20 protein-coding genes are annotated in these 24,637 nt (G+C 73.7%); 11 read left to right on the plus strand and 9 right to left on the minus strand.

The features are described 5' to 3' along the window. Window positions 1-1,383 precede the first annotated feature (1,383 nt). The 5 genes from OP04_RS53545 to aspS form a co-directional block, all read right to left on the minus strand. Window positions 1,384-2,532, minus strand: a complete 1,149-nt coding sequence (locus OP04_RS53545) for a hypothetical protein (protein WP_157240185.1) — start codon at window positions 2,530-2,532, stop codon at window positions 1,384-1,386. A gap of 382 nt (window positions 2,533-2,914) precedes the next feature. Beyond that, entirely contained in the window at window positions 2,915-4,717 is a 1,803-nt protein-coding gene (locus OP04_RS22600) for a replication-associated recombination protein A (protein WP_085066679.1), read from the minus strand. 191 nt (window positions 4,718-4,908) lie between these two features. Further along, the gene (locus OP04_RS22605) at window positions 4,909-5,127 is read right to left on the minus strand and encodes a hypothetical protein (RefSeq protein ID WP_033341781.1); all 219 of its coding nucleotides are present in this window, start codon (window positions 5,125-5,127) and stop codon (window positions 4,909-4,911) included. A gap of 67 nt (window positions 5,128-5,194) precedes the next feature. Then, window positions 5,195-6,538, minus strand: a complete 1,344-nt coding sequence (locus OP04_RS22610; RefSeq protein WP_063746661.1) for a sulfatase family protein — start codon at window positions 6,536-6,538, stop codon at window positions 5,195-5,197. Window positions 6,539-6,657: 119 nt separating this feature from the next. After that, window positions 6,658-8,421 carry an aspartate--tRNA ligase gene (gene aspS / locus OP04_RS22615; RefSeq protein WP_051798676.1) on the minus strand — a complete coding sequence of 588 codons (1,764 nt, stop codon included), beginning with the start codon at window positions 8,419-8,421 and terminating at the stop codon, window positions 6,658-6,660. 149 nt (window positions 8,422-8,570) lie between these two features. Between aspS and OP04_RS22620 the strand changes: the two genes are divergently transcribed. Continuing rightward, window positions 8,571-9,512 carry a LysR substrate-binding domain-containing protein gene (locus OP04_RS22620; protein WP_033341782.1) on the plus strand — a complete coding sequence of 314 codons (942 nt, stop codon included), beginning with the start codon at window positions 8,571-8,573 and terminating at the stop codon, window positions 9,510-9,512. Here the strand turns inward: OP04_RS22620 and OP04_RS22625 are convergent. Next, window positions 9,509-10,063, minus strand: coding sequence for a DUF4865 family protein (locus tag OP04_RS22625; protein WP_033341783.1), 555 nt, complete (start codon window positions 10,061-10,063; stop codon window positions 9,509-9,511). The two genes, OP04_RS22620 and OP04_RS22625, sit on opposite strands and share 4 nt — an antisense overlap. Beyond that, complete coding sequence (locus OP04_RS22630) at window positions 10,060-10,632, minus strand: TetR/AcrR family transcriptional regulator (RefSeq protein WP_033341784.1); 573 nt, start codon at window positions 10,630-10,632, stop codon at window positions 10,060-10,062. The genes OP04_RS22625 and OP04_RS22630 overlap by 4 nt, the downstream gene beginning before the upstream one ends. A gap of 113 nt (window positions 10,633-10,745) precedes the next feature. Between OP04_RS22630 and OP04_RS22635 the strand changes: the two genes are divergently transcribed. After that, complete coding sequence (locus tag OP04_RS22635) at window positions 10,746-11,297, plus strand: Atu4866 domain-containing protein (protein WP_051798678.1); 552 nt, start codon at window positions 10,746-10,748, stop codon at window positions 11,295-11,297. 2 nt (window positions 11,298-11,299) lie between these two features. After that, on the plus strand, window positions 11,300-12,613 hold the full coding sequence (locus tag OP04_RS22640; protein ID WP_033341785.1) for an amidohydrolase family protein: 1,314 nt from the start codon (window positions 11,300-11,302) through the stop codon (window positions 12,611-12,613). A 97-nt stretch (window positions 12,614-12,710) separates the two neighbouring features. Here the strand turns inward: OP04_RS22640 and OP04_RS22645 are convergent, their stop codons facing one another. Continuing rightward, window positions 12,711-14,042 (minus strand): acetamidase/formamidase family protein, encoded by a 1,332-nt coding sequence (locus tag OP04_RS22645; RefSeq protein ID WP_085066681.1) that lies wholly within the window; start codon window positions 14,040-14,042, stop codon window positions 12,711-12,713. Between the two features lie 261 nt (window positions 14,043-14,303). On the opposite strand from OP04_RS22645, the gene OP04_RS22650 reads away from it, so the two are divergent. The 6 genes from OP04_RS22650 to OP04_RS22675 all read left to right on the plus strand — a co-directional run bounded on the left by OP04_RS22650 (window position 14,304) and on the right by OP04_RS22675 (window position 19,196). Next, window positions 14,304-14,606 (plus strand): urease subunit gamma, encoded by a 303-nt coding sequence (locus OP04_RS22650; protein ID WP_033341786.1) that lies wholly within the window; start codon window positions 14,304-14,306, stop codon window positions 14,604-14,606. Window positions 14,607-14,620: 14 nt separating this feature from the next. After that, window positions 14,621-14,977: an urease subunit beta gene (locus OP04_RS22655; protein ID WP_033341787.1), complete on the plus strand. Its 357-nt coding sequence runs from the start codon at window positions 14,621-14,623 to the stop codon at window positions 14,975-14,977. Beyond that, window positions 14,974-16,683, plus strand: a complete 1,710-nt coding sequence (locus tag OP04_RS22660) for an urease subunit alpha (RefSeq protein ID WP_033341788.1) — start codon at window positions 14,974-14,976, stop codon at window positions 16,681-16,683. The genes OP04_RS22655 and OP04_RS22660 overlap by 4 nt, the downstream gene beginning before the upstream one ends. A 10-nt stretch (window positions 16,684-16,693) precedes the next feature. After that, complete coding sequence (locus OP04_RS22665; protein WP_033341789.1) at window positions 16,694-17,356, plus strand: urease accessory protein UreF; 663 nt, start codon at window positions 16,694-16,696, stop codon at window positions 17,354-17,356. A gap of 37 nt (window positions 17,357-17,393) precedes the next feature. Next, the gene (gene ureG, locus OP04_RS22670) at window positions 17,394-18,050 is read left to right on the plus strand and encodes an urease accessory protein UreG (RefSeq protein ID WP_051798680.1); all 657 of its coding nucleotides are present in this window, start codon (window positions 17,394-17,396) and stop codon (window positions 18,048-18,050) included. Window positions 18,051-18,428: 378 nt separating this feature from the next. Continuing rightward, entirely contained in the window at window positions 18,429-19,196 is a 768-nt protein-coding gene (locus tag OP04_RS22675) for an urease accessory protein UreD (protein WP_033341791.1), read from the plus strand. Between the two features lie 407 nt (window positions 19,197-19,603). Here OP04_RS22675 and OP04_RS22680 read toward each other — a convergent pair whose 3' ends face one another. Next, window positions 19,604-20,077: a MerR family transcriptional regulator gene (locus OP04_RS22680; protein ID WP_051798682.1), complete on the minus strand. Its 474-nt coding sequence runs from the start codon at window positions 20,075-20,077 to the stop codon at window positions 19,604-19,606. A gap of 85 nt (window positions 20,078-20,162) precedes the next feature. Here OP04_RS22680 and OP04_RS22685 point away from each other — a divergent pair, with 85 nt between their 5' ends. Together OP04_RS22685 and OP04_RS22690 are read left to right on the plus strand one after the other, a co-directional pair. Then, window positions 20,163-20,999: an alpha/beta hydrolase gene (locus OP04_RS22685; protein WP_033341792.1), complete on the plus strand. Its 837-nt coding sequence runs from the start codon at window positions 20,163-20,165 to the stop codon at window positions 20,997-20,999. 174 nt (window positions 21,000-21,173) lie between these two features. Further along, window positions 21,174-24,605: a hypothetical protein gene (locus tag OP04_RS22690; RefSeq protein WP_033341793.1), complete on the plus strand. Its 3,432-nt coding sequence runs from the start codon at window positions 21,174-21,176 to the stop codon at window positions 24,603-24,605. Window positions 24,606-24,637 lie beyond the last annotated feature (32 nt).

Consider the following 24,637-nt stretch of genomic DNA (forward strand, 5'->3'; position numbering starts at 1 on the left):
CCGTCCACGGGCTGCTGCGGGGCACGGAAACGGTCCCGGCCGGAGACCACCGCGCCCGTGGGCGCGCCGGAACCGGGTGCACGCGGACCGGCAGGGCTGCCCGGGGCACCGGACACCGGCTCCACACCGGGCGGCAGGCCGGGCGCGGACGCGGGAAGCGAGGGCGGCGGGGTCGCGCCGGGGCGTCCGGGCATGACGGGCGGCATGGGCGCGCTCGCCCGGCCGCCGGCCCGCGCACCCGGACCGTCCGGTCCGGGACGCCCACCCGGGGCGCCGTCGAACCCGGGACGGCCACCCTGGGGACCGTCGAACCCGGGACGACCGCCTGCCGGACCATCAAAACCGGGCCGGCCCTGCGGACCGTCGAAGCCAGGCCGGCCCTGCGGGCCACCGAAACCCGGCCGACCGTCCTGGGGACCGTCAAAACCGGGCCGGCCACCGTCGAAACCGGGGCGCCCGCCCGCCGGACCGTCAAACCCGGGACGTCCGTCCTGCGGACCGTCGAAACCGGGCCGACCCGCCGGGCCATCAAAACCCGGCCGGCCCTGCGGACCGTCGACACCCGGGCGACCGCCCTGCGGACCATCAAAACCGGGCCGATCGCCCTGCGGACCACCGAATCCAGGACGCTCCCCCTGGGGACCGTCGAAGCCAGGCCGTCCACGGCCGCCGTCCGCACCACCGTGCCGACCACCCGCGAGCCCGTCGATGCCGGTCACACCGGAATGCGGCCCACCGTCCGGGCCGGGCCTCCCCGGAACGCCGGGCGCACCAGGACCGCCGAAACCACCGGGACCGGCCGGACCGCCCGCACCGGCCGGGCCGCCGAAGCGGTCACGGACCGCGCCACCGGCACCGCCGGTGCTGTGCGCGCCGCCGCCGTGCTCGGGGCGGCTGCCCACCGGCCCGGACCGTCCGCCGGACACCGGCGCGACCGCGCCCGGCGGCAGGCCGGGCGCGTTGCCGGAGGCCGGAGTCTCGCCGGGCTCGCCGGAGAAGCGCGACCGTGAGCCGGGCGCGCCACCGCGCCGGCTTATCTCGGGGTTCTGCCGGGACGGCGTGAACGCCCACGAGTTCGGGTTTCCGGCGCCCATCTCCTCGTTCGCCGAGGCGAGGGACCGGGGCTCGCCCGGCGGGTTCTCGCCGGGACCGGAGTGCCGTGCCGCGGGCGGGCCCGCCGCGTGGCCCCCCGGGCCGGGACGCCGGTCGGCCGGACCGGCGCCGGGCGGCTCGTCCCCGCGGCGCGGCATCGGGTACCCGCCGCTGCGCTGCTCCGGGGCGCCCGGCTCCGCCGCACGCCGCCGCCCGGTGCGGATCTCACCGCTGGTCGGCTCACCGCCGAACGGCCCCGCCGGATCGCCCGCGGCGCGCCGGCCGCCGGGCTCACCACCGAACGGCCCGGCAGGCTCCGCCGCCACGAGGCTCACCTGCGGCACGACGGCCGCCGCCCTGCTCACCGGCGCCGTAGGGACCGGGGTCTCCACCGAACGGCCCGGCCGGACGACCGCCGGACTCCGCACCGTAGGTACCGTCCGGAGCCGCGGCACGCCGGCCACGGATCTCACCGCTCGTCGGCTCACCACCGAACGGACCGCGGGGCTCACCGGCGGCACGACGGCCGCCGGCCTGGTCATAGGGGGCGCCACCCTGCTCCGGGCCACCGCCGAAGGGCGCGCGCCCGCCGCCCTGCGGACCCATCCCGGCCGCGGCACGCCCGCCACGGATCTCACCGCTGGTCGGCTCGCTCTCGGGGCCGGCCGCACGGCGTCCGCCGGGCTCGCCACCGAAGGGACCGCCACCGTCCGCACGACGGCCGTCCGGACCACCGAAGGGCACGCCGGGGCCCGCGCCGTAGGCCGGGTCACCATCAGGGCCCGCCAGGCGACGCCCGCCGTACCCACCGGGCCCGTCCGCAGCACCGAACGCCGGGTCACCACCGGGACCACCGAACGGCCCGCCGTCGGGACCCGCCGCGCGACGCCCACCGGGCGCGCCGTCCGGACCGCCGAAGGGACCGCTCGGTTCCGCACCGGGCCGCGGTCGCGGCGCAGGCGCCCCGCCGAACCGGCCGGCCGGGTTCTCCCCGGCATCGGGACCACCCGGCCCGTCGCCACCGCCGAACCCCGGGAACCCCGGCCCTCCGTCAGGCACACCCGGACCGGCGCCCGGACCACCCAGACCAGCGCCCGGACCACCCGGACCGCCCAGACCAGCGCCCGGACCGCCCGGACCAGCCCCGGGACCGGTACCCGGACCCGCGCCCGGATCGTCGTCCGGTGCCAGGTCGGGTGCGGTGGGGAAGCCGGTGCCGGCCGGGAGTGCGGGGGCGCCGTCGCTCAGGTCGACGTTCGCCTGCTTGGCCGTGCGGAGGTCGTCGAGCCAGCCGGTCTCCTCACCGGAGATCTCCTCCTCCGCCGGAGGTGGCGTCTGCCCGTCGGGCGTGCCGGAGCGTCCCCGGCCCCACCTGCGGCCGCGCTTCTGGCCGCCGGCCTCCTGGCCGTCGTCCGCTCCGTCCGAACCCCGTGCCCTCACGCAACCACTCTCTCTATCTCCACCGACACGCGGTCAGTTACCGAAGTCCCGTACGTCCCCGCCCGGTCGTGCCCGGACCGGCGGGGTCCTTCACGCGTCCCGTACCGATCGGCCGGTCGCCGCTCGGGCTGACCCTGCGCCGGAACATGGGCGTGACCCACCAAGCTACAAACCGCTCGCCCGCCGCCGGGAATGTCGTGCGGCGGGCGGTTCATGCCCGTGCAGGCCACGCGCCCGTCGCGCTCTCCGGTGGTGAGGGAGGTCACGTTCGCGGGTGGCCGCGCTCCCAGACCCTCTAGCGAGGGTGCGCCACTTCGCCGGTTTTCGCCACCGCCGTACGGACGGTCACGCTCACGGGCAGTGCCGATCTCCGCGGCGCGGCTCATGCGCCCGCCTCCGCCGTCGGCTCCGGCGCACGTCTCCGCGCGCCGCCCTTCCGCCGCCCACCGGCCTTGCGCCCCTGCTCAGCGGTCGCCTCGGACTCGCCGGAAGGCTCGTCGTCCGAGACGGCCTCGCCGGCGGCCTCACCCGGTTCGTCCGCTTCGGCAACCGCAGCCGAGCCGGCCCCCTCCGGCACGGCCACGTCGGACGCGACCACATCGGGCACGGCAATGCCGGGCGCGACCTCCACGGACGCCACCGGGGCCTCCACCGCATCAGCAGGCGCCACATCCGCGGCAACAGAAGCAGAAGAACCAAGATCAACAGCCGCCGAGGGTACGCCCGGAGCCTCCCGGACCGCCGAGGCCACCGCACCCGCCGCCCGCGTCTCCCGCCGTGGCGGCATCGGCGTCCCCCGCACCACGCGCCGCAGCTTCGGCAGCCGTTCCGCCACCTCGCGCTCGTACCCCCGGTCGGTCGGCTGGTAGTACTCCACCGCCGCGAGGTCGTCCGGCGCGTACTGCTGCCGGACCACGCCCCGGCCGTCGTCGTGCGGGTACTGATATCCCGCGCCGTGCCCCAGTCCCTTGGACCCCTGGTAGTGCGCGTCCCGCAGGTGTTTCGGCACCGGCCCGCCCCGCCCCGCGCGCACGTCCGCCATGGCGGCGCCGAGCGCGGTCGTCGCGCTGTTGCTCTTCGGCGCCGTCGCCAGGTGGATCACCGCCTGGGAGAGGTTGAGCCCGGCCTCCGGCAGCCCGATCAGCTGCACCGCCTGCGCCGCCGCGGTCGCGACCTGCAGCGACGTGGGGTCGGCCATCCCGACGTCCTCGGACGCGAAGATCACCAGCCGGCGCGCGATGAACCGGGCGTCCTCGCCGGCGACCAGCATCCGGGCCAGCCAGTGCAGCGCCGCGTCCGGGTCGGAGCCGCGCATGCTCTTGATGAACGCGCTGGTCACGTCGTAGTGCGCGTCGCCGTCGCGGTCGTAGCGGACCGCGGCCACGTCCACGGCCTGTTCCGCGGTGGTCAGGTCGATCTCGGTGGCGCCCCGGGCCAGCGCGGACGACGCGGCCGCCTCGAGCGCGGTCAGCGCCTTGCGCACGTCGCCGGACGCGAGCCGGACCAGGTGTTCCAGCGCCTCGTCGGCCAGCGTCAGCGCGCCGCCGAGCCCGCGCGGGTCGGTCAGCGCGCGCCGGATCAGGCCGCGCACGTCGTCCTCGGTGAGCGGGTGCAGCGTGAGCAGCACGCAGCGGGAGAGCAGCGGCGAGATGACCGAGAAGTACGGGTTCTCCGTGGTGGCGGCCAGCAGCGTGACGGTCCGGTCCTCGACGGCGGCGAGCAGCGAGTCCTGCTGGGTCTTGCTGAAGCGGTGCACCTCGTCGATGAAGAGCACGGTCGGCGGCCCGCCGTAGCGGCGTTCGCGGCGCGCGGTGTCGATCACGGCGCGCACGTCCTTGACGCCGGCGGAGAGCGCGGACATCGCGACGAAGCGGCGGTTGGTGGTGCCGGCGACCAGGTGCGCGATGGTGGTCTTGCCGCTGCCGGGCGGGCCCCACAGGATCACGGACATCGGGGTGGCGTCGCCGACCAGCTGCCGCAGCGGCGCACCGGGCGCGAGCAGGTGCTGCTGCCCGACGAGCTCCTCGATGCCCTGCGGCCGCATGCGGACCGCCAGCGGCGAATCCTCACCTGGCGCGACGAAGCTCGCACCCTGCGCATCGGAGGCGGGCCCGGCTCCGGCCCGGTCCGGCGTCATGCTGACGCTTCCCGTTTCGGTGACGGCAAAAAGCCCTTCGACCTCCACGTGACGAACGATACCGCCCGGGGCGCCGCGCCCTCGCACGCCGGACCCCAACGGGTCCGAAGATCCAGATCAAGGGCGGTCCACGGGGGTACGCGAGCGAGCCCGCCCCTCCGTGCCATCCGGCCGAGCGCGTCGGCCGAGCGGAAGGGCGGGCTCTCGTCGTACCCGCTGATGGTGTTGATCTTTATGAATCAGCCGCGACCCGGGCGACGGCCGAAGTAGCGGCGACCGCCGGTGCCCGTGCCGGTACGCGGTCCGGAGCCGACGCCGCCCAGGTAGAGCGCGAGCAGGAAGAGGCCGATCAGGACCAGCGTGTTCCAGTTGAACAGGTCGGGCGCGCCGAAGTCGGTGTTGAGCAGGTCGAGCAGGAGCGCGAAGCCGAAGACTCCGGCGGCGATGAGAGCCAGCATGTCGATCCTCCGGGAGGGGTGTCTAAGAGGTATTGACCTCCGTGTACCCACCTCCGCGGGAATCCACTCACGGGCAGTCGCGTGCTCCTGCGCAGGTCCGGGCACGGGCGAGCTCGGCGGCGAGCCGGCCGGTGTCCGGAGCGCCCGCGACGCCGCGCACGGCGAGCAGGTTGGTCAGCTGCCAGGGGTCGCGGCGCAGGTCGTAGTACTCGCGGAAGACGCCGCCCGCCTGCTGGTTCTCGATGTACTGGAACTTCCCGGGCGCGTAGGTGGAGGCCCAGGTCGGATAGCTGCCGTTGACGGAGTCGTACCAGTATTCGAGCAGCACCCGGTCCCGGCGCGCGCCGGTGAGCAGGCTGCGGCCGTCGACCTGGTAGCCGGGCGTGAGGCCGGCCAGCTCCAGCAGCGTGGGCGTGACGTCGATGAGCGGCGCGAGGCGGCCGTCCCGGCCGGCCGGCACCCTGCCCGGCCACCAGAGCTGCAGCGGCACCCGGATCGAGCCCTGGTACGGCACGAACTTGGTCGGCAGCCCGTGCTCGCCGAGCGACTTGCCGTTGTCGGAGAGGAACATGACGACCGTGTTGTCCAGCTCGCCGGTCGCAGCCAGCCGGCGCCGGATCGCCTCCATCTGGTCGTCGACGGAGAGCAGCGTGCGCATCTGCGCGATCGAGGTCTGCACCCCCTCCGCGCCGCTGACCTTAAATTTCCGGACATATGCTGGTTTATCGCTGCGGTCCTTCTCGCGGGTCGCGGGGTTGGCGCGCCAGGTCAGCGGCGTCTTCGCGTACTTCGGCTCCGGTGTGTACGGCGAGTGCGGCGCGACGAACCCGGCGTAGATGAACCACGGCCGCCGGTCGTCCTCGCGCTCGAACCGGTCGATGTAGCCGGTCACCTTCTGCCCGGTGAACGTGGTCGAGTACGGCGGATACACGTCCGTGCCGTCCACGTTGAAGTGCGCCTTCACGAACCCGCCGTGCTGCAGCGCCCAGTGGTCGATGTACGGCGGCTGCTTCGCAAGCTCCCAGCCGTTGAACAGCTTCCCGGCCGCGGCCGTGGCGTACCCGGCGCGCTTGAGCTCGTGCTGCAGCGTGCGGTCGTGATCGTAGACGTCGATCTTGGCCTGCTGGGTGACGCCGGTGTTGTGCACGTACCGGCCGCTGAAGATCGACGAGCGGCTCGGGCAGCAGGACGGCGTGGTGGCGACCGCGTGCGTGTAATCACGGCCGGTGGTGCCGAGCCAGGCCTGCGTGCGGGTCATGACGTCGGTCTGACCGAGGCCGGCGTCGTCCAGCACGACCAGCAGGATGTTGGGGCGGCTCACCGGCGTCGGCGCGGCCCCGGCGGGCGCCGTCGTGGTCATCATCAGCCCCGTGAGCAGGGCAGCCGCCAGCGCGCGGCATGTAACCGTCATTGGACCATAGTCAGCCCAATTTCGGGATAAATCAGGCATTTAATTGTTAAATCACCCGGCGGAGAAACGAACGGGACGCCCCTCGGCATGAGGGACGCCCCGGACAACGCAGAGAACCGTCAGGAAGCAGCCGCGACCGGCTTCGCGTCCACGCCGGCCTCCTTGCGCTGCTGCGCCGTGATCGGCGTCGGCGCGCTGGTCAGCGGGTCGAACCCGCCGCGGGTCTTCGGGAACGCGATGACCTCCCGGATCGAGTCCGCACCGGCCAGCAGCATGCAGACCCGGTCCCAGCCGAACGCGATGCCCGCGTGCGGCGGCGGCCCGTACTTGAACGCCTCCAGCAGGAAGCCGAACTTGTCCTGCGCCTCCTCGGTCGAGATGCCGAGCAGGTCGAAGACCCGGCTCTGCACGTCGCCGCGGTGGATACGGACGCTGCCGCCGCCGATCTCGTTGCCGTTGCAGACGATGTCGTACGCGTACGCCAGCGCCCGGTCCGGAGCCGACTCGAAAGTGTCCAGCCACTCCGCGTTCGGCGAGGTGAACGGGTGGTGCACCGCGGTCCAGCCACCGTCGTCCGTCTTCTCGAACATCGGCGCGTCCACGACCCAGCAGAACGCCCAGGCCGACTCGTCGATCAGGTTCGCCCGCCTGGCGATCTCCACGCGCGCGGCGCCGAGCAGCTCCTGCGCCTCGCGCCTCTCGGCCGCGGCGGCGAAGAAGATCGCGTCGCCCGGCTTCGCACCGACCGCGTCGGCCAGGCCGGACAGGTGCGCCTCGTTCAGGTTCTTGGCGACCGGGCCGCGGGGCTCGCCGGTCTCCGCGTCCAGCACCACGTAGGCCAGGCCGCGGGCGCCGCGCGCCTTGGCCCAGTCCTGCCAGCCGTCCAGCTCCTTGCGGGTCTGCGCCGCGCCGCCCGGCATGACCACGGCGCCGACGTAGCCGCCGTCCGCGATCGCGCCCGCGAACACCCGGAACTCGGTGCCGCGCAGGTAGTCGGTCAGCTCGGTCAGCTCGACGCCGTAGCGCAGGTCCGGCTTGTCGGAGCCGTAGCGGGCCATCGCGTCCAGGTACGTGATGTGCGGGATCGGGCCGGCGATCTCGTGCCCGGCCAGCTCCTTCCACAGGTTCCGCACGATGGCCTCGCCCAGGTCGATCACGTCCTCCTGGGTCACGAAGGACATCTCGATGTCGAGCTGGGTGAACTCCGGCTGGCGGTCCGCGCGGAAGTCCTCGTCCCGGTAGCAGCGGGCGATCTGGTAGTACCGCTCCATGCCGCCGACCATCAGCAGCTGCTTGAACAGCTGCGGGGACTGCGGCAGCGCGTACCAGCTGCCGGGCTGCAGGCGGACCGGGACCAGGAAGTCGCGCGCGCCCTCCGGCGTGGACCGGGTCAGCGTCGGCGTCTCGATCTCCAGGAAGTCGCGCTCGTGCAGCACGGTCCGGGCGATCTGCGACGCCTTCGACCGCAGGCGCAGCGCCTTGGCCGGGCCGCCGCGGCGCAGGTCCAGGTAGCGGTAGCGCAGGCGGATGTCGTCGCCCGCGTTCACGTCGTCGTCGACCGGGATCGGCAGCGGCGCGGCCTCGGAGAGCACCTCCAGATCGGACACGATCACCTCGATCGCACCGGTCGGCAGCTCCGGGTTCTCGTTACCGGCCGGGCGGGCGTTGACCTCGCCGACGACCTTCACGCAGTACTCGTTGCGGAGCGCGTGCGCGGCGTCCATGTCCTCGCGGAAGACCACCTGGACCACGCCGGAGCCGTCGCGGAGATCCACGAAGATGACCCCGCCGTGGTCGCGGCGGCGGGCCACCCAGCCGGCCAGCGTCACGGTCGCGCCGGCGTCCGTCGCGCGCAGGCTACCGGCGTCATGAGTACGGATCACGACAGTGAACTCCTCGTCGTTGCTGTCAGGTGTCGTCAGCCTCGCATTCTGTCAGGCGGGCCGGGCGGGCTTTCGCGCGGCGCGCGGGCTTCCGTACCATCCAGAAGGTCGTTTGAGGTTTTCGCTCTCAACACGTTAGGAATCCTTCCGTGTCCGATCGGGGCAAGCTCCTCGACGTGCGCCGCCTCAGCCTGCTGCGCGACTTCGCCGCGTTCGGCACCGTGGCCGCCACCGCCGAGTCCGCCCAGCTCTCCGGTCCCGCCGTCTCCCAGCAACTGGCCGCGCTGGAACGCGAGGCCGGCGTGCCGCTGCTGGAGAAACAGGGCCGCGGCCTGCAACTCACCGAGGCCGGCCGCCGGCTGGTCGGCCACGCCGAGGTGATCCTCGGTGGACTGCTGGCGGCCGAGGCCGACCTCGAGTCGCTGCGCGGCGGCACCACCGGCGTGATCCACGTCGCCGCGTTCCCGTCCGCCGCGCGCGTGCTGCTCCCGTTCGTGTGGCGGCACCTGACCACCGCGTCGGACCGCACGATCGCGCTGCGCATCGCCGACCACGAGCCGGACGCCGCGATCGAGGCGCTCCGCCAGCGGCAGGCCGACCTCGCGATCATCCACTCCTACAACCTGCTCCCCCGCGACCTGCCCACCGCCACCGAACAGCACCACCTGCTGGACGACCCGGTCGTGCTCGCGCTGCACCCCGACCTCGCCGCCGTCCACAAGCTCTCCCGCGGCAGCGCCGCCCACCTGGAACGCTTCGCCGACGAGAACTGGCTGCTCCCCACGCCCGGCACCACCGCGCACGAGCTCACGCTGCGCGCGTGCGGTGCCGCCGGCTTCATCCCCGTCCCGGTCGCGACCGCCACCGACTTCTCCGTGCTCACCGCGCTGGCGGCCGCGGACGCGGGCGTGGCGCTGATCCCGCGGATGGCGCTGCCGGCCGACATCGCGGGCGTCAGCCTGCACCGGCTCAGATCCCCGGTGACGCGCACGGTCTCGGCCCTCGTGCCGGCCGGTGGCAGCCTCCACCCGAACACGCGTCAGGTGCTCGACCTGCTGAAGGAGGCCGCCTCCCGGCCGTGGCGTCCCTAGAGGTCGGCCTCGTGCGGCGCGGACAGGTGCGGGACCTCGTAGAGCTCGCCGCCGTCCGCGTCCGGCCGGTGGGTGTGGAGCGTGAACGTCATCAGCTCCCACGTGCGCGGATCGATGCCCCACGCGGCCGAGTGCACGCCCGGCTCCCCGGTCGCGAGCGCGTCGCGCGTGGCGGCCGCCACCTCGGACGGCTCCCCGGCGACCGGGCCGACCCGGCGCACCGCGTGCGTCACCGTCCCGCCGAACGCGGCGCCGCGCCGGTAGCCGCCGCCGATCCAGGTCTGCACCACCGGCCGCCCGTACTTGCCGATCACGCCGCCGAGCCCGGACCCGTTGTCGTCCCACAGGAAGCGGGCCGCGGCCGCGGGATCGGTCCACAGGTAGAACGGCGCGTACTGCGCCGCGCCGCCGCCCAGGTCGCGCAGCAGGAACGCCTTCACGCCCAGGCCGGGCAGCCGGTCGAAGCGCTTGCCGATCTCCGGGATCCGCGCGCGCAGCGGCGACACGTCGTAGTCGGACGGCAGATTGAGCTGATAGTGCAGGGCGATCATCGGGCATCCTCACGCAACGTGGCCAGAAGGGCGACGGCGCCGGCAACGGCGTCGTCGTAGGGCTCGGTGGACTGGGCGGCCTTGGCCAGCACGTAACCGCCCTGCACGACCGCGACGACCGCGGCCGCGACCTGCCGCGGCACGAACCCGGCCCGCAGCTCGCCGGACGCCTGCCCCTCCGCGAGCAGCTCCGCCAGCCGCTCGCGGTACCAGCCGAGCGTCTCGTCCAGCGGGCGCCGCAGCACCGGGTCCGCCACGATGTCCGGATCTTCCGACATGCGCCCGATGCGGCAGCCCTTGAGCGCCTGCCGGGGGCGGGTGAGATAGGCGACCAGCCGGTCGTACACGCCGGTCTCCGCGTCGAAGACGGCCTCGCCGCTCGCGCGCATCTGGTCCGCATTCCGCTGCAGCGCCGCGGCCGCGAGGTCGGCCTTGCCCGTGAAGTGGTGGTACATGCTGCCCTGCCCGACACCGGCCCTGGCCAGGATGTCGCGCGGGCTGGTGCCCACATATCCGCGGTCCCACAGCAGGTCCCGCGTCGCCTCGATCAGTCGTTCGCGCGTGTCCACGCCCCCACTTTACATACTAGTAGTTACAGAGTCAGCCTGGGTGGGGTGCACCCTGGCTCACCCCGGCCCGAAGGCAGAGATTCAAGAACAGAAAAACGCCGAGGGGGTACGCCGTGAGCGCGCAACTGTTCGTCAACGCCACCGTCTTCACGCCGGACCCGGTCGCCGGCATCGACGTGCTGGTCTCCGGGGCCGTGATCACCGCGATCGGGCCGGGGCTGCGCGCCGTCGGCGCCACGTCCGTCGACTGCACCGGGCGCATGATCGCGCCGCTGTTCGCCGGGCCGGTGGCCGTGGGCGGGCCGGCCACGTTCGCCATCGTGCCCTTCGGGGAGTTGGAGACGATCGTGCTGTGGCCGTCGCGGAACCTGACGCTGGTCTCCGGCGGCACGGTCGTCCCGGCCGTGGACACCGCGCCCGGCCCGTCCACCTCACCGCACCTGGGGACGTGGATCGACGCGACCGGCTTCATCCACCAGCACCTGACCGCGGACGGCCGGTACGACGAGACGCGCGGCGGACGCCGGCACGCCTATCGGGGCGCGTTCCGGATCGACGGCGACCGGATCGTCTACCGCGACGACCTGGGCTTCTGGGCGTACGGCCGGTTCGACGGCGGCGTGCTCCACCACGGCGGCTACACGTTCACCCGAAAGGACTCCTGATCATGTCGATGCTGTTCACCGGCGGCACGGTCGTCACCATGGACCCCGCGCGCGGCGACCTGCCGCGCGGCGACGTGCTGATCTCCGGCACCGAGATCATCGCGGTCGGCCCGGACCTGCGCGCCCACCCGGCCGCCCGGGACGCGACCGTGATCGACACGACCGGCCGGATCGTCGCGCCCGGCTTCGTCGACACGCACCGGCACGCCTGGCAGGCGCAGATGCGCCGTACCGTCCCGGACGTCGGCGACCTGGGCGAATATCTGTCCACCACGCTGGCCGGCGTCGCGCCGCTCTACACGCCGGACGACATGTACGTCGGCACCCGCTTGGCCGCGCTCACCGCGCTGGACGCCGGCATCACCACCATGCTCGACTTCTCGCACAACTCGCGCAGCGCCGCCCACTCCGACGCGGCGCTGCGTGGCCTCGCGTCGACCGGCCTCCGCGGCGTACACGCGTCGATGGGTCCGCATTTCGGTTCCTGGGACCGCCAGTGGCCCGCCGACCTGGCCCGTCTGCGCGCCACGCTCCCCGGCGACGGGCTGATCACGCTGCAGCTGGCCGCGCTCGCCACCGACATCGTCGGCCCGGACCTGGTCTACGGCCCGTCGCTCGCCGCCGTCGCCCGGGACCTGGACCTCGCCGTCAGCATCGACGCCGTCTTCGGCCGGCCGTCCTCCGACGCGATCCTGGCCTGGGAGAAGCAGGGCCTGCTCGGCCCCGGCCTGATGCTGATCCACGCGACCGGCCTGACGCCCGACGCCTGGCGTGCGATCAGCGGCACCGGCACGACGATCTCACTGGCACCCGGCTCCGACACGCAGATCGGCCTGGAGACCGCGATCCCCGCGATCGACGAGGCGCTGGCCGTCGGCGTACGGCCGGGCCTGAGCATCGACGTGGAGGTGGCGCTGGCGAGCGACATGTTCACCCAGATGCGGGTGCTGCTCGCGATCCAGCGCATGCGCAACGTCACCCGCCCGTCCGCCCGCATCACCACCCGCGACGTGCTCGGCTTCGCCACCGTCGACGGCGCCCACGCCATCGGCCTCGGCGCGGTCACCGGCGCCCTGACCCCCGGCCGCCAGGCCGACCTGATCGTGGTCGACGCCGAGGCCATCAACACCATGCCCCTCAACGACCCCATCGGTACCCTCGTCCTCGGCGCCGACCCTCGCAACATCACCACGGTCCTGGTAGCCGGCCGCACCCTCAAGTCCGACGGCCACCTCCTCGACGTCGACCTCGGCCTCCTCCGCCGCGACGTCACCGCCTCCCGCGACACCATCCGCGCCGCGCTCCCCACCCCGTGACCAGGCGGACAGTGCCCGGCCAGGCCTCCGCAGCAAGGTCACCCCCGGGCAGGTGCAGGCACCCGCGGGGAGCGGAGCGGACCGCCACGAAGAAGCGTCATGAGAAGTGATTTTTCGGGATTGTGGCGTGGACGCCTACCGTGCGGTCGACGACCTGGCTGATCTCGAAGTCGGCGGCGGCGGAGAGGTAGGCGTAGGCGACGGCGCGGTCCATGCCCTGGTCGTGTTCGAGGAAGTCGAGGGCGGCGACGACGGCACGGCGCATGGCGATGTCCAGGTCGTTGATCTGGCCGCCGCCCTGCGCGCCGTCCGGGTCGGAGAGTCCGATGGGGATCCAGGCGTGCGGCGTCTCGGCGAACGGCCGCGTGAACGCGACGGACGGCGTCCCGCGCGTGCCCTGCTTGATCACGGTGAGCCGGAACGTGCCGCGCAGCGAGCCTTCGAGCGCGGTCAGCGCGACCTCGCCGTCCCCCATCGCCAGGTGCGGATCACCCGCGTAGAAGAGCGCGCCCGGCGCGAAGACAGGCAGGTAGAACGTGGCGCCGGTGGCGAGCAGGTTGATGTCGATGTTGCCGCCGCCGAGCGTGGGCGGGATCGAGTTGAGCGCCGGGTCGGTGAGCGACGTGGCCCCCGCGAACGCGACCCCCATCATCCCCATGAACGGATTCGTCGGAAACGCCACCGCCCGGTTGCGGGACCGCGGCAGCACGGCCTTCCCGTCCGCCCGCACCGGCGTAAAAATCGAGACATTTCCGTATTTAGTAGGGTCGGGGTTCGGGCGCCCGTCCGTGGCGACCGGCGGCATGATCTCCGCCTCGACGATGCCCGGCGGCACCGCACCCCCGGCCAGGCGCGGCAGCGCCCCCTTGCCGTGCCTGCTGGAGATCACCCCGTAGGGCACCCGCGGCAGCATCGAGAGCATCTCGATCTTGAGCACATCCCCCGGCTCCGCCCCCGCCACGTGCACCGGCCCGGTCACGACGTGCGGCCCGTCCACATCGAAGGTCCGCGGCGTCCGATCGTATTCACGCGCGATGTCGATCGCGTCGTGCAGCACGTCCGCCCGTCCTACCCCGTGCCCGCCGAACCACCGCACCGGGTCCCGCCCCTGATCCTCCAGGATCCCCTCGTGCGACACGGTGTCGATCGTGACCGTCTCCCCCGACCGCATCCTCAGCACCGGCTCCGCCCCGGTCGACGGCACGTACCCCCACCGCACCTGATCCGGCGTGGACCGCAGATAGTGCCGCCCATGAATCGGCCCCTTACCCGGCTGCAGAACCCCCGCGGGCCTGGCCGCCGCACCCGGGGCCGCCGCGGCAGGGCGCACCGCACCGAGCACCCCGGCCGCCGTCGCGGCTCCCAGGAACGCCCTCCGCCCCAGCGCCCCCACCAGAAGCTCCCGCACCCGCCCCACGACGTCGTCCATCGCTCCTCCAGAGGTCCCCACCGGAAAGGCCGAATTCGCCGCAACCTATGCATCAGCCGTATCGAGCGCGGCACCAGAGGCGTTAACCGGCGCAACTTTCCGCCGCGCCCAAGACGGCTTGTCGGCCCTGGCCAGGCCGTCCGGCCGGTAGCGTGGTGATCAACGGCACCAAGGGCTTAACAGGGGCGAAACGTGCCGGTGCCAGCATCGGTCGCCAGAGCCCGGAGCGGACACGCCGGAGCAGACACGGAGGTCGGACTCTTGTTCCTCAGCCGGCACGAGCAGGATCGGCTGCTCATCCACGTCGCCGCGGATGTGGCAGAGAAGCGCCGTGCGCGCGGGCTGCGCCTGAATTATCCGGAGGCGACCGCGATCATCACGGCCTACATCCTGGAGGCGGCGCGGGACGGACGGACCGTGGCGGACCTGATGGAGGCCGGGCGGACCGTGCTGACCAGGGCGGACGTGCAGGACGGCGTGCCCGAGATGCTGGTCGAGGTGCAGGTCGAGGCCACGTTCCCGGACGGCACGAAGCTCGTCACCGTGCACGAGCCGATCCCGTAGAGCGGAGGGGCAGCATGATTCCCGGAGAGATCCTGCCCGGCGACGGGGAGATCGAGATCAACGCCGGCAAGCCGGTGCTGACGCTGCCGGTGGCGAACACCGGTGACCGGCCGATCCAGGTGGGCTCGCACTACCACTTCGCGGAGGCCAACCCGGCGCTGGAGTTCGACCGGCAGGCCGCGTGGGGGCACCGGCTGGCGGTCCCGGCCGGCACGTCGATGCGGTTCGAGCCGGGCGTGCCGCGCGAGGTCGACCTGGTACCGCTCGGCGGTCGCCGCATCGTCCCCGGCCTCCGCGGCGAGTCCGCCGGCCCACTCGACGCGAAGACCGGCCCGGCCGACGCGAGGACCGAGAAGGACACGAGCGCATGAGCATGATCGACCGGCGCCGGTACGCCGCGCTCTACGGCCCCACCACCGGCGACCGCATCCGGCTCGCCGACACGAACCTGCTGATCGAGGTCGAGGAGGACCGGGCCGGCGGCGGTGACGAGGCCGTCTTCGGCGGCGGCAAGGTCATCCGCGAGTCCATGGGCCAGTCCCTCGCCACCCGGGCGGAGAACGCGCTCGACACCGTCATCACCGGTGCGGTCGTGCTCGACCACTGGGGCATCATCAAGGCCGACGTCGGCATCCTGGACGGCCGGATCGTCGCGCTCGGCAAGGCCGGCAACCCGGACACGATGGACGGCGTGCACCCGGACCTGGTCATCGGGCCGGGCACCGAGGTCATCGCGGGCAACGGGAAGATCCTGACCGCGGGCGCGATCGACTCCCACGTACACCTGATCGCGCCGGGCATCCTGGAGGAGGCGATCGCCTCCGGCATCACCACGATCATGGGTGGCGGCACCGGGCCGGCCGAGGGCACGAAGGCCACCACCGTGACCGCGAACGCCTGGTACCTGTCCCGGATGTTCGAGGCGCTGGACGTCTGGCCGGTCAACGTGCTGCTGCTCGGCAAGGGCAACACGGTCTCCGCGGAGTCCATGTGGGAGCAGCTGCGGGCCGGCGCCGGCGGTTTCAAGCTGCACGAGGACTGGGGTACCACGCCCGCCGCGATCGACGCCTGCCTGCGCGTGTGCGACGCGTCCGGCGTGCAGGCCGCGATCCACACGGACACGCTCAACGAGGCCGGCTACGTGCAGAGCACGCTCGCCGCGATCGGCGGGCGGTCGATCCACGCGTACCACACCGAGGGCGCGGGCGGCGGCCACGCGCCGGACATCATCACGGTCGCCTCCGAGCCGAACGTGCTGCCCTCGTCCACGAACCCGACCCGGCCGTACACGCGCAACACGCTCTCCGAGCACATCGACATGCTGATGGTCTGCCACCACCTGAAGCCGTCGATCCCGGAGGACCTGGCGTTCGCGGAGAGCAGGATCCGACCGACCACGATGGCCGCGGAGGACGTGCTGCACGACCTCGGCGCGATCTCGATGATCGGTTCGGACTCGCAGGCGATGGGCCGCATCGGCGAGGTCATCCTGCGCACCTGGCAGACCGCGCACGTGATGAAGGCCCGCCGCGGCGGGCTCGCCGGCGACGGTGGCAAGGACAATCTCAGGGCGCGGCGGTACGTCGCGAAGTACACGATCGCGCCCGCGGTGGCGCACGGCATCGACGGCGAGGTGGGCTCCGTCGAGCCCGGCAAGCTCGCCGACCTGGTGCTGTGGGACCCGGCGTTCTTCGGCGTCCGCCCCAGCCTGGTGATCAAGGGCGGCATGATCGCCTGGGCGCAGATGGGCGACGCGAACGCGTCCATCCCCACGCCGCAGCCGATGCTGCCCCGGCCGATGTTCGGCGCCTACGGCAACGCGCCGGCCGCGACCAGCCTGGCGTTCGTGTCCCAGACCGCGATCGAGGGCGGGCTGGCGAACCGGCTCGACGTCAAGCGCCGTCTGGCCCCGATCGCGAGCACGCGGCACGTGTCCAAGGCGGACCTGCCGCTCAACGACGCCACGCCGCGGATCGAGGTGGAGCCGGACACGTTCACGGTCCGCATCGACGGCGACGTGGTCGAGCCGCAGCCGGTCGACTCGCTGCCGATGACCCAGCGCTACTTCCTCTTCTGATGACCGCCCGATGACCACCGCCGCCGGATCGCTCGCCACGCTGCTCGTCCTCGCGGACGGGCGGCTGCCGGCGGGCGGTCACGCGCACTCGTCCGGCCTGGAGGCACAGGTCAGCGCCGGACGGATTCGCCACCTGGCGGACGTGGACGCGTTCCTGCGCGGACGTCTGGCCACCGGCGGGCTGGTGGCCTCGGCGTTCGCGGGAGCAGGCTGCGCCCGTACCCACGCGATCGAGGATCTTGATTTTGCCTTCGAGGTCCGGACGCCGTCGCCCGCGCTGCGCCACGCCTCGCGCGCGCAGGGAAAAGCGCTGTTCCGGGCCGGTCGTGCCATGTGGCCGGCACCCGCCCTCCACCGGCCGGACGTGCATCAGCCGGTCGCGCTGGGCGTGGTCGCGGCCGCGGCCGGGCTCGCGCCGGAGCAGGCCGCCGTGGCCGCGGCCTGGCACACGATCAGCGGTCCGGCGAGCGCGGCCGTGCGGCTGCTGGGCCTGGACCCCTACGGCGTGCACGCGCTGCTGGCCCGGCTCGCCCCGGACTGCGACACCATCGCCACCAAAGCCATGACCTATCTCGAAAAATCGCTCGATGACCTGCCGGCGGACGGTGCTCCGCTGCTGGACATCGGCGCCGAACACCACGCCACCTGGGAGGTGCGTCTCTTTGCCTCATAAGGACACCGACGGAACGGTCCCGCACGGCCACGGGCCGATGGATCCCGGACCCGACCCGCACGCGCCCCTGACCGAGAACCGCCGCGCGCTCCGGATCGGCATCGGCGGCCCGGTCGGCTCCGGCAAGACCGCGCTGGTCGCCGCGCTCTGCCGCTCCCTGGCCGCGGAGCTGCGACTCGCCGTCGTCACCAACGACATCTACACCACCGAGGACGCCGACTTCCTGCTGCGCAACGGCGTGCTCCCGGCCTCCCACGTGCGTGCCGTGGAGACCGGCTGCTGCCCGCACACCGCGATCCGCGACGACATCTCCGCGAACCTGGACGCGGTCGAGGACCTGGAGGCCCAGCTCGGCCCGCTCGACCTCATCCTGGTCGAGAGCGGCGGCGACAACCTCACCGCCACGTTCAGCAAGGGCCTGATCGACGCGCAGATCTTCGTGGTCGACGTGGCCGGCGGCGACAAGGTCCCGCGCAAGGGCGGCCCCGGCGTCACCACCGCCGACCTGCTGGTCATCAACAAGACGGACCTGGCCCCGCTGGTCGGCGCCGACCTGTCCGTCATGGACCGCGACGCCCGCGCCCGCCGCGGCGACCTCCCCACCATCTTCCAATCCATCGCCGAGGACAAGGGCGCGTCCCAGGTCGCCGCCTGGGTCCGCGCCCAGGTCACCTCCCGCGTCGCAGTCGCTTGACATTCAACGTCCACGGGGGTACGCCGCCGCCCGCACCGAACCCGCACTCCGAGGAGCCGGCCCGGTCGCCGGCCGTGGTGGCGGGAACGCCGCCGGAACGGCGACCGCGCGCCGGGAACGCGTGCCTGATCACGGTCCCGGCGCGCTCGGATGGCGCACCGGCGCACGCGCAGCCAACTCCGAGCTGCGGAAACGCGGTCCTGCGCCGGGAGCCGGCCCGATGACGGCGGTCGTGCGGACACAGGTGTCACGCCGGCCAGGGCGATCGTGCGGATGCGAAAGCCGCGCGGATGAGGGCGGTAGCGCGGATGAGGGCGGTAGCGCGGATGCCAAAACCACCCCGATGACCGCGGCCGCACGGACACGGGAGCCGGCCCGATGAGGGCGGTCGCGCGCATCGTCGCCGCGCCGGACGGCCGCGGCGGCACCAGCCTGCCCACGCTGGCCGGGGAGCCGCCGCTGCTGGTCCGGCGGACCGGGACGCGGCAGCCCGGCGTGCCCGCGGACGTGCACCTGGTCGGCGGTGCGGCCGGCCCGCTCGGCGGCGACCGGCTGCGCATCGAGATCACCGTGGAGTCCGGCGCCGCGCTCGTGGTCCGCACGGTCGCGGCCTCGATCGCGCTGCCCACGCCGCACGCGCACGGCCGCCCGGACACCTCGCTGGTCGAGGTGCACGCCACGGTGGCGCGCGGCGGTCTGCTGCACTGGCTGCCCGAGCCGCTGATCGGCGCCGCCGGCTGCGACCACGACGCGGTCACCCGGGTCGACGTCGCGGACGGCGGCACGCTGGTCTGGCGCGACGAGCTGGTCTGCGGCCGGCACGGCGAGGACTCCGGCGCGGTCCGCCTGCACACCACCGTCCGGTACGCGGACCGCACGCTCTACCGCCACGACCTGACCGTGGGCCCGGCCGCGCCCGGCTGGTCCGGCCCCGCCGTGCTCGGCGGACGCGCCACCGGCACGCTGATCGTGATCGACCCGGCCTGGTCCGACGGCGGCCCTCCCCCGGCCACCCCGCTCGGCGACACCGCCGCCGCCATGCCGCTGCCCGGCCCCGCGATGCTGGCCACCGCGGTCGGCGCGGACCTGCGCGCGGTCCGGGCCCCGCTGGAACGCGCGCGGCAGCTCACCTCCGCGGCCGCCTGACCCCGGCCGGCGTCGCTGTGACCCGGGAGATCGGCGCGGACCTGCGCGCGGACCGGACCCCGCTGCAACGCGCGCGGCAGCTCACCTCCGCGGCCGCCTGACCCCGGCCGGCGTCGCTGTGACCCGGGAGATCGGCGCGGACCTGCGCGCGGTCCGGGCCCCGCTGCAACGCGCGCAGCAGCTCACCTCCGCGGCCGCCTGACCCCGGCCGGCGTCGCTGTGACCCGGGGGATCGGACGGCGCGCCTCGCCTGTCGCGCTCCGGCATCAGGGGCCGGCCGGAGCGCGGCATCGGGCGCTCCGCGCCTTTGGCTTGTCGACCGCGGACATCGGGCGCTCCACGCCCGAAATTTCAGGAAATAGCGGCCCGCGAGTCGGCTGCCGGCCCATCTGAGCCCGACCGGCACCTCACCTCATCGGGCGCCGGAGCCGCGCCAGCGCCTCCGTGTCCGGCGCCGCGAGCGCGCAGACCAGCGGCTCCTCGCCGGTCCAGAGCGTGGCCGCGGCGCCGTCCGCGACCGCCTTCTCGTAGGTCTCCGTCTTGGTGGCGATCGCGTCCAGGCTGACCCGCAGCTCCGCCATCTGCCGCTCGACCCGCCGCCGGTGCGCGCGCATCAGCTCCAGGCGCGCCTCCTCGTTGCCCGGACCGGCCGCGACCAGCTCCGCGTACCGCCGGATGTCCGCCACCGGCATGCCGGACGCCCGCAGGCGCGCGCAGCCGAGCAGCCATTCGACGTCCTGCCGCGTGTACGTGCGCCACCGCCCGCCCGTGCGCCCGACCCGGCCCGGGAACAGGCCCTCGCGCTCGTAGTAGCGCAGCGCGTGCGCGCTCATGCCGGTGATCTCGCTGACCTCGCCGCTGCTGAACGTGTCGCCGCCCATACCGCCGCCTTCCGCACTTGATCTGGACCGGACTCTAGTTCCTACGGTTCTCCCCGGTTCTGTACCGATCGAGGGAGGACTCGACATGACCGACACCGGCTGGCAGGAGATCCGGGAGACGGTGGCGACGCTGTACGGGCAGATCGGCGACGCCATGCCGCCGCGGAAGACGGTGCGGCGTACCCCTGTGCGCTCCGATCTTGTCTGGTTCTCCGCCGACGGGCCGCAGCCCGGCTCCGCCGTCGTCCACGTCCACGGCGGCGGCATGGTCGCGGGCAGCGTGGACCTGTTCGCGCCGTTCGTCGCGGACCACGTGGCCCGGTCCGGCGTGCCGTTCCTGTCCGTGGAGCACCCGCGCGCGCCCGAGGCCCGCGGCACCGCGCCGGCCGAGGCCGTGTTCGCGGCGCTGACCTGGCTGCACGCGCACGCGGCGGAGCTGGGCGTGGACCCGGCGCGGATCGGCCTCTTCGGGCACAGCTCCGGCGCGGGCCTCGCGGCCGGCGCCGCGATCCTGGCCCGGGACCGGGGTGTGCCGGTGGCGCGCCAGATCCTGATCTACCCGATGCTCGACGACCGCACCACCGCGCCGGACCCGCACCTGGCACCGGTCGCGACCTGGACCTACGCGAACAACGCGGTCGGCTGGGAGGCGCTGCTCGGCGGTGACGAGGCCGATCCGGTCGCGGCGCCGGCCCGGCTGGCGGACGCGTCCGGGCTGCCGCCGGCCTACATCGAGGTGGGCGAGCTGGACATCTTCCGGGACAAGGACGTGGCGTACGCGGCGAAGCTCTGGCGGGCCGGCGTCTCCGCCGAGTTGCACGTGCACCCCGGGCTGACGCACGGCTTCGACCACGCGCTGCCGGACGCCGAGGTGACCCGGCGCGTGCTCGCGGACCGGGTGCGCGTGCTGCGGTCACTGTGATCTCTGCGGGAAATCTTCACGACCAGCACAGGCACACCAAGTGGACATCGTTGGGTAGATTGTCGGCATCACCAGGGGTTACGCAACAATTCCGGTGTGTATCGATGGCGTGATGTCGCTGTCGGTGATCAGCCTGCCGGGGGCGGGCGTGACACGCACTTGCATAATCCAGTGATGGCACGGGATTCGGGGAGCGGACAGCCGAGCGGCGAGTCTGACGTTGTAACGGTCGACCTGACCGCCGCGGAAGCGGCCGCAGGCACGACGAAGACCATCGCGCTGCCGTCCGACGGACGGCTCATAGCGATCAACCTGCCGTCAGGCATCGTCGACGGTGCGATCCTCCGGCTTCCACGCAACGACGCCACGTCCACGGACGGGCCGCCGGAGCTCACCATCCACGTGCGGGTCGGGGCGTCCGTCTCCGATGATGCGACGGCGGCGATCCCGCTGCCGCCGCTCCCCCCGCCGCCGCCCGTCCCGGGCGACAACACCACGTCGATCATCCCGCTGCCGACGCCGTACGACGAGACGGCGCCGCTCCCGCCCGCACCCGCGGACTCGGACGCGACGTCCGTCATCCCGTCCGGTCCCGCGCTCCCGTGGACCGACCAGGACCGCACCTCGGTCATCCCGACCGGCTTCACCGGCGGCACCACCGACGAGGACCGGACCACGGTCATCCCGGCCGCCCCCGCCGGCGACGAGACGACCGTGATCCCGGCAGGCGGCACGGCCACCGGTGACGAGACGGTCGCGATCCCGGCCGACGACGACCGGACCTCCGTCATTCCGGCGGGGCTGCCGTCCGCCGCGGACTCGACGACCACGACCGATTCCTCCGACGGGGACCGGACCACGGTGATCCGGGCGGGCGACGACAGCGTTCCGGCCGAGGAGCCGGATGTGGCCGCGCCGCCGAGCGCCGGTGACGAGACCGCCGCGGTGAGCGGGACCGATGAGGTCGCGGCGCCGAGCGTCGCCGACGAGGACCGCGCGGCGGTCATCCCCGCGCCGGACAGCGACGCGGACGAGCGGACCACCGTGTTCGCCGCCGAGGACACGGCGCCCGCGACGACCGCGCCTGCGGAGAACGCGACGCCGGCAGCGGCCGGGCCCGCGGACGACGCGACCCGGGCGGTCGTCGAGCCCGCGGACGACGCGACGCAGCCGGTGACCGGGGCCGCGTTGTCCGACGAGGAGCCGGCGCAGGCCGCGGACGAGAAGACCTCGGCGGATGTCGCACCGGACGCGGAGACCACGCAGCGGGTTCCGGCCGACGACGACCAGGACCGGACGTCGGTCATCTCCGTCGCCCCGGTCACGCCTGCCCCCGACGAGACCCCGGCTCCGCCCGCCGCCTCCACCGACGTGGACGAGACCCCGGCAGCGGCCGACGACGACAAGACGTCGTTCAGCAGCACGGCCGACGCGACCCCCAGCACGGCCGACGACGACGCGGACAAGACCTCCGTCATCAGCACGGCCGCCTTCACCCCCGCCGCGACCAGCACGGACGAGACGCCGACGACGGCCGACGACGGCGACAAGACCTCGGTCTTCACCGCTGCCGACCTCGCCCCGGCCGCGTCCGGGCCGGACGAGAAGTCCGGATCCGCGCCGGCCGAGAACGAGAGCGACAAGACCTCGGTCATCATCCCGGCCGCGTTCGTGGCGGGAACGGCCGGAGCCGCGGCGGCCGCGAACGCGCGGTCCGGCGACGCACCGGAGAAGGCGGACCAGCCGTTCCAGCCGGAGAGCACGCAGCCCGTGCCGGCCGCGGACGCCACGGCCCCGGCCTCCCCCGGTTACACGATGCCGACGAGCACGTCCGACGCCGCCGGTGAGGCGGCCACCCCCGGGATCCCGCCGACCTCGGCCGCGCCTTCGACGGCCTACCCGCCGGTGCCCGGATCGAGCTACCAGCCGGACGCCGGTGCCCAGTCGCCTGCCTACCCGCCGATCCCGGCCGCCCCGGGCACCTACCCGCCGCCGACCGGCGGATATCCGCCGCCCTCCGGTGCTCCGAGCGCCCCCGGCTACCCGCCGATCCCCGGCGCTCCGGCCGCCGGCACGCCGGGCTACCCGCCCGTCTCCGGCGCCCCGGCTCCGGGCACGCCGGGCTACCCGCCGGTCTCCGGTGCTCCGTCCTCCGGCATCCCCGGTTACCCGCCGGCCCCCGGCGCTCCGGGCACGCCCGGATATCCGCCCGTCTCCGGCGCCCCCGCTTCGGGCGCACCGGGCTATCCGCCGGTGTCCGGCCCCGGCCAGCCTGGTTACCCGCCGCCGGTCTCCGGCGCGGGCACCCCCGGCTACCCGCCGGTCTCCGGGCCCGGCCAGCCCGGCTACCCACCGGTCTCCGGGGCAGGCACGCCCGGCTACCCGCCGCCGACCGGCGTTCCCGGCTACCCGCAGGACCCCAACGCCGCCGCCGGCTACCCGCCCGCGCCGGGGACCCCGGGCTACCCCGTCTCCGGGATGCCCGCTTCCGGTGTGCCGGATCCGAACGCGCCCGCGCCCGGTGCGCAGGTCTGGGGTGCGCCGCAGCCCGGTGGCGCGCAGCCGCAGTGGGGGCAGCCGGGGTCGTACCCCCTCGGGGCTCCTGGTGGTTTTGCTTCTCCGCCGCCGAAGCCGAAGCGCAACACCGCGCTGATCGTGATCGGTGCCGTGCTGGCGGTCCTGCTGTGCGCCGGCGCGTGTGCGGTGCCGGTGCTGCTGCTCCGGGGTGGTGATGACCCGGCCGCGGTCGAGGAGACCAACGGCGGCGGTGAGGGCGCGCCGACCGTGACGGAGAGCGTGGCGCCGGAGCCGGTGACGGCGGCCGAGTACAAGACGATCCTGGGGACGCTGGACGGCGCGATCAAGCCGAGCTTCGACGCGATGAACGGCGCGAACAACCCGAAGGACCTGACCGCGGCCGCGGACACGCTCGGCGAGCAGCTCAGCGCGTCCGCGGACGAGCTGGCGCGGGTCACGCCGCCGGCGTCGGTGGCGGCCGAGCACGACCGGCTGGTGGAGGCGCTGACCGGGCTGAGCACGGAGGTGCTGGACGCGAGCCTGTCCGCGGAGAGCTCCGAGGTATGCACCGGTTCCACCGCGAACGCGACGGTCTCCCGGTCGGAGGCGGCGCAGGAGCTGCGGGACGCAGCGGCGGCGCTGTCCGCGAAGGATCCGAGCCTCGCGGTCGGCGCCTGGATGTCGAAGGCGCTGGCGGAGCAGAACCGGCGGCCGGCGAACGGCACGTTCGTCAAGAGCGTGCGCGGCGGGCTGGGCGAGCTGACCGTGGACAACGGCGGTGACCTGGACGCGCTGGTCACGATCGTGAAGGACGGCGAGAACACGCCGCAGATCTCGATCTACATCCACGCGAAGAACAAGTTCACGGTGAACCAGATCTACGACGGCAACTACACGATCTTCGTGACGGACGGCCGGGACTTCGACGGCAAGCGGTTCAACCGGGACTGCTCGTTCAGCAAGTTCGACGACTCGATCAGGTTCACGACGACCTCGACGCAGTACACGACCTGGGACATCAGCCTGGCGGCGTCGGTCGGCGGCAACGCGAGCACGAGCGGCGTCGACCCGGACGCGTTCCCGGAGTGACCTGACCCACGACGGAGAAGGCCCGGCCGATG

This window comes from Catenuloplanes japonicus, assembly GCF_000717135.1.
GTDB classification, from domain to species: domain Bacteria; phylum Actinomycetota; class Actinomycetes; order Mycobacteriales; family Micromonosporaceae; genus Catenuloplanes; species Catenuloplanes japonicus.

Coding starts and splice junctions, on each gene's coding strand:
- OP04_RS22680 (WP_051798682.1), bottom strand. CDS start 20,077: ATGGGCGGCGACACGTTCAGCAGCGGCGAGGTCAGCGAGATCACCGGC.
- OP04_RS22610 (WP_063746661.1), bottom strand. CDS start 6,538: ATGACGGTTACATGCCGCGCGCTGGCGGCTGCCCTGCTCACGGGGCTG.
- OP04_RS22625 (WP_033341783.1), bottom strand. CDS start 10,063: ATGATCGCCCTGCACTATCAGCTCAATCTGCCGTCCGACTACGACGTG.
- OP04_RS22685 (WP_033341792.1), top strand. CDS start 20,163: ATGACCGACACCGGCTGGCAGGAGATCCGGGAGACGGTGGCGACGCTG.
- OP04_RS22675 (WP_033341791.1), top strand. CDS start 18,429: ATGAGGGCGGTCGCGCGCATCGTCGCCGCGCCGGACGGCCGCGGCGGC.
- ureG (WP_051798680.1), top strand. CDS start 17,394: ATGGATCCCGGACCCGACCCGCACGCGCCCCTGACCGAGAACCGCCGC.
- OP04_RS22665 (WP_033341789.1), top strand. CDS start 16,694: ATGACCACCGCCGCCGGATCGCTCGCCACGCTGCTCGTCCTCGCGGAC.
- OP04_RS22640 (WP_033341785.1), top strand. CDS start 11,300: ATGTCGATGCTGTTCACCGGCGGCACGGTCGTCACCATGGACCCCGCG.
- OP04_RS22645 (WP_085066681.1), bottom strand. CDS start 14,042: ATGGACGACGTCGTGGGGCGGGTGCGGGAGCTTCTGGTGGGGGCGCTG.
- OP04_RS22605 (WP_033341781.1), bottom strand. CDS start 5,127: ATGCTGGCTCTCATCGCCGCCGGAGTCTTCGGCTTCGCGCTCCTGCTC.
- OP04_RS22655 (WP_033341787.1), top strand. CDS start 14,621: ATGATTCCCGGAGAGATCCTGCCCGGCGACGGGGAGATCGAGATCAAC.
- OP04_RS22660 (WP_033341788.1), top strand. CDS start 14,974: ATGAGCATGATCGACCGGCGCCGGTACGCCGCGCTCTACGGCCCCACC.
- OP04_RS22690 (WP_033341793.1), top strand. CDS start 21,174: ATGGCACGGGATTCGGGGAGCGGACAGCCGAGCGGCGAGTCTGACGTT.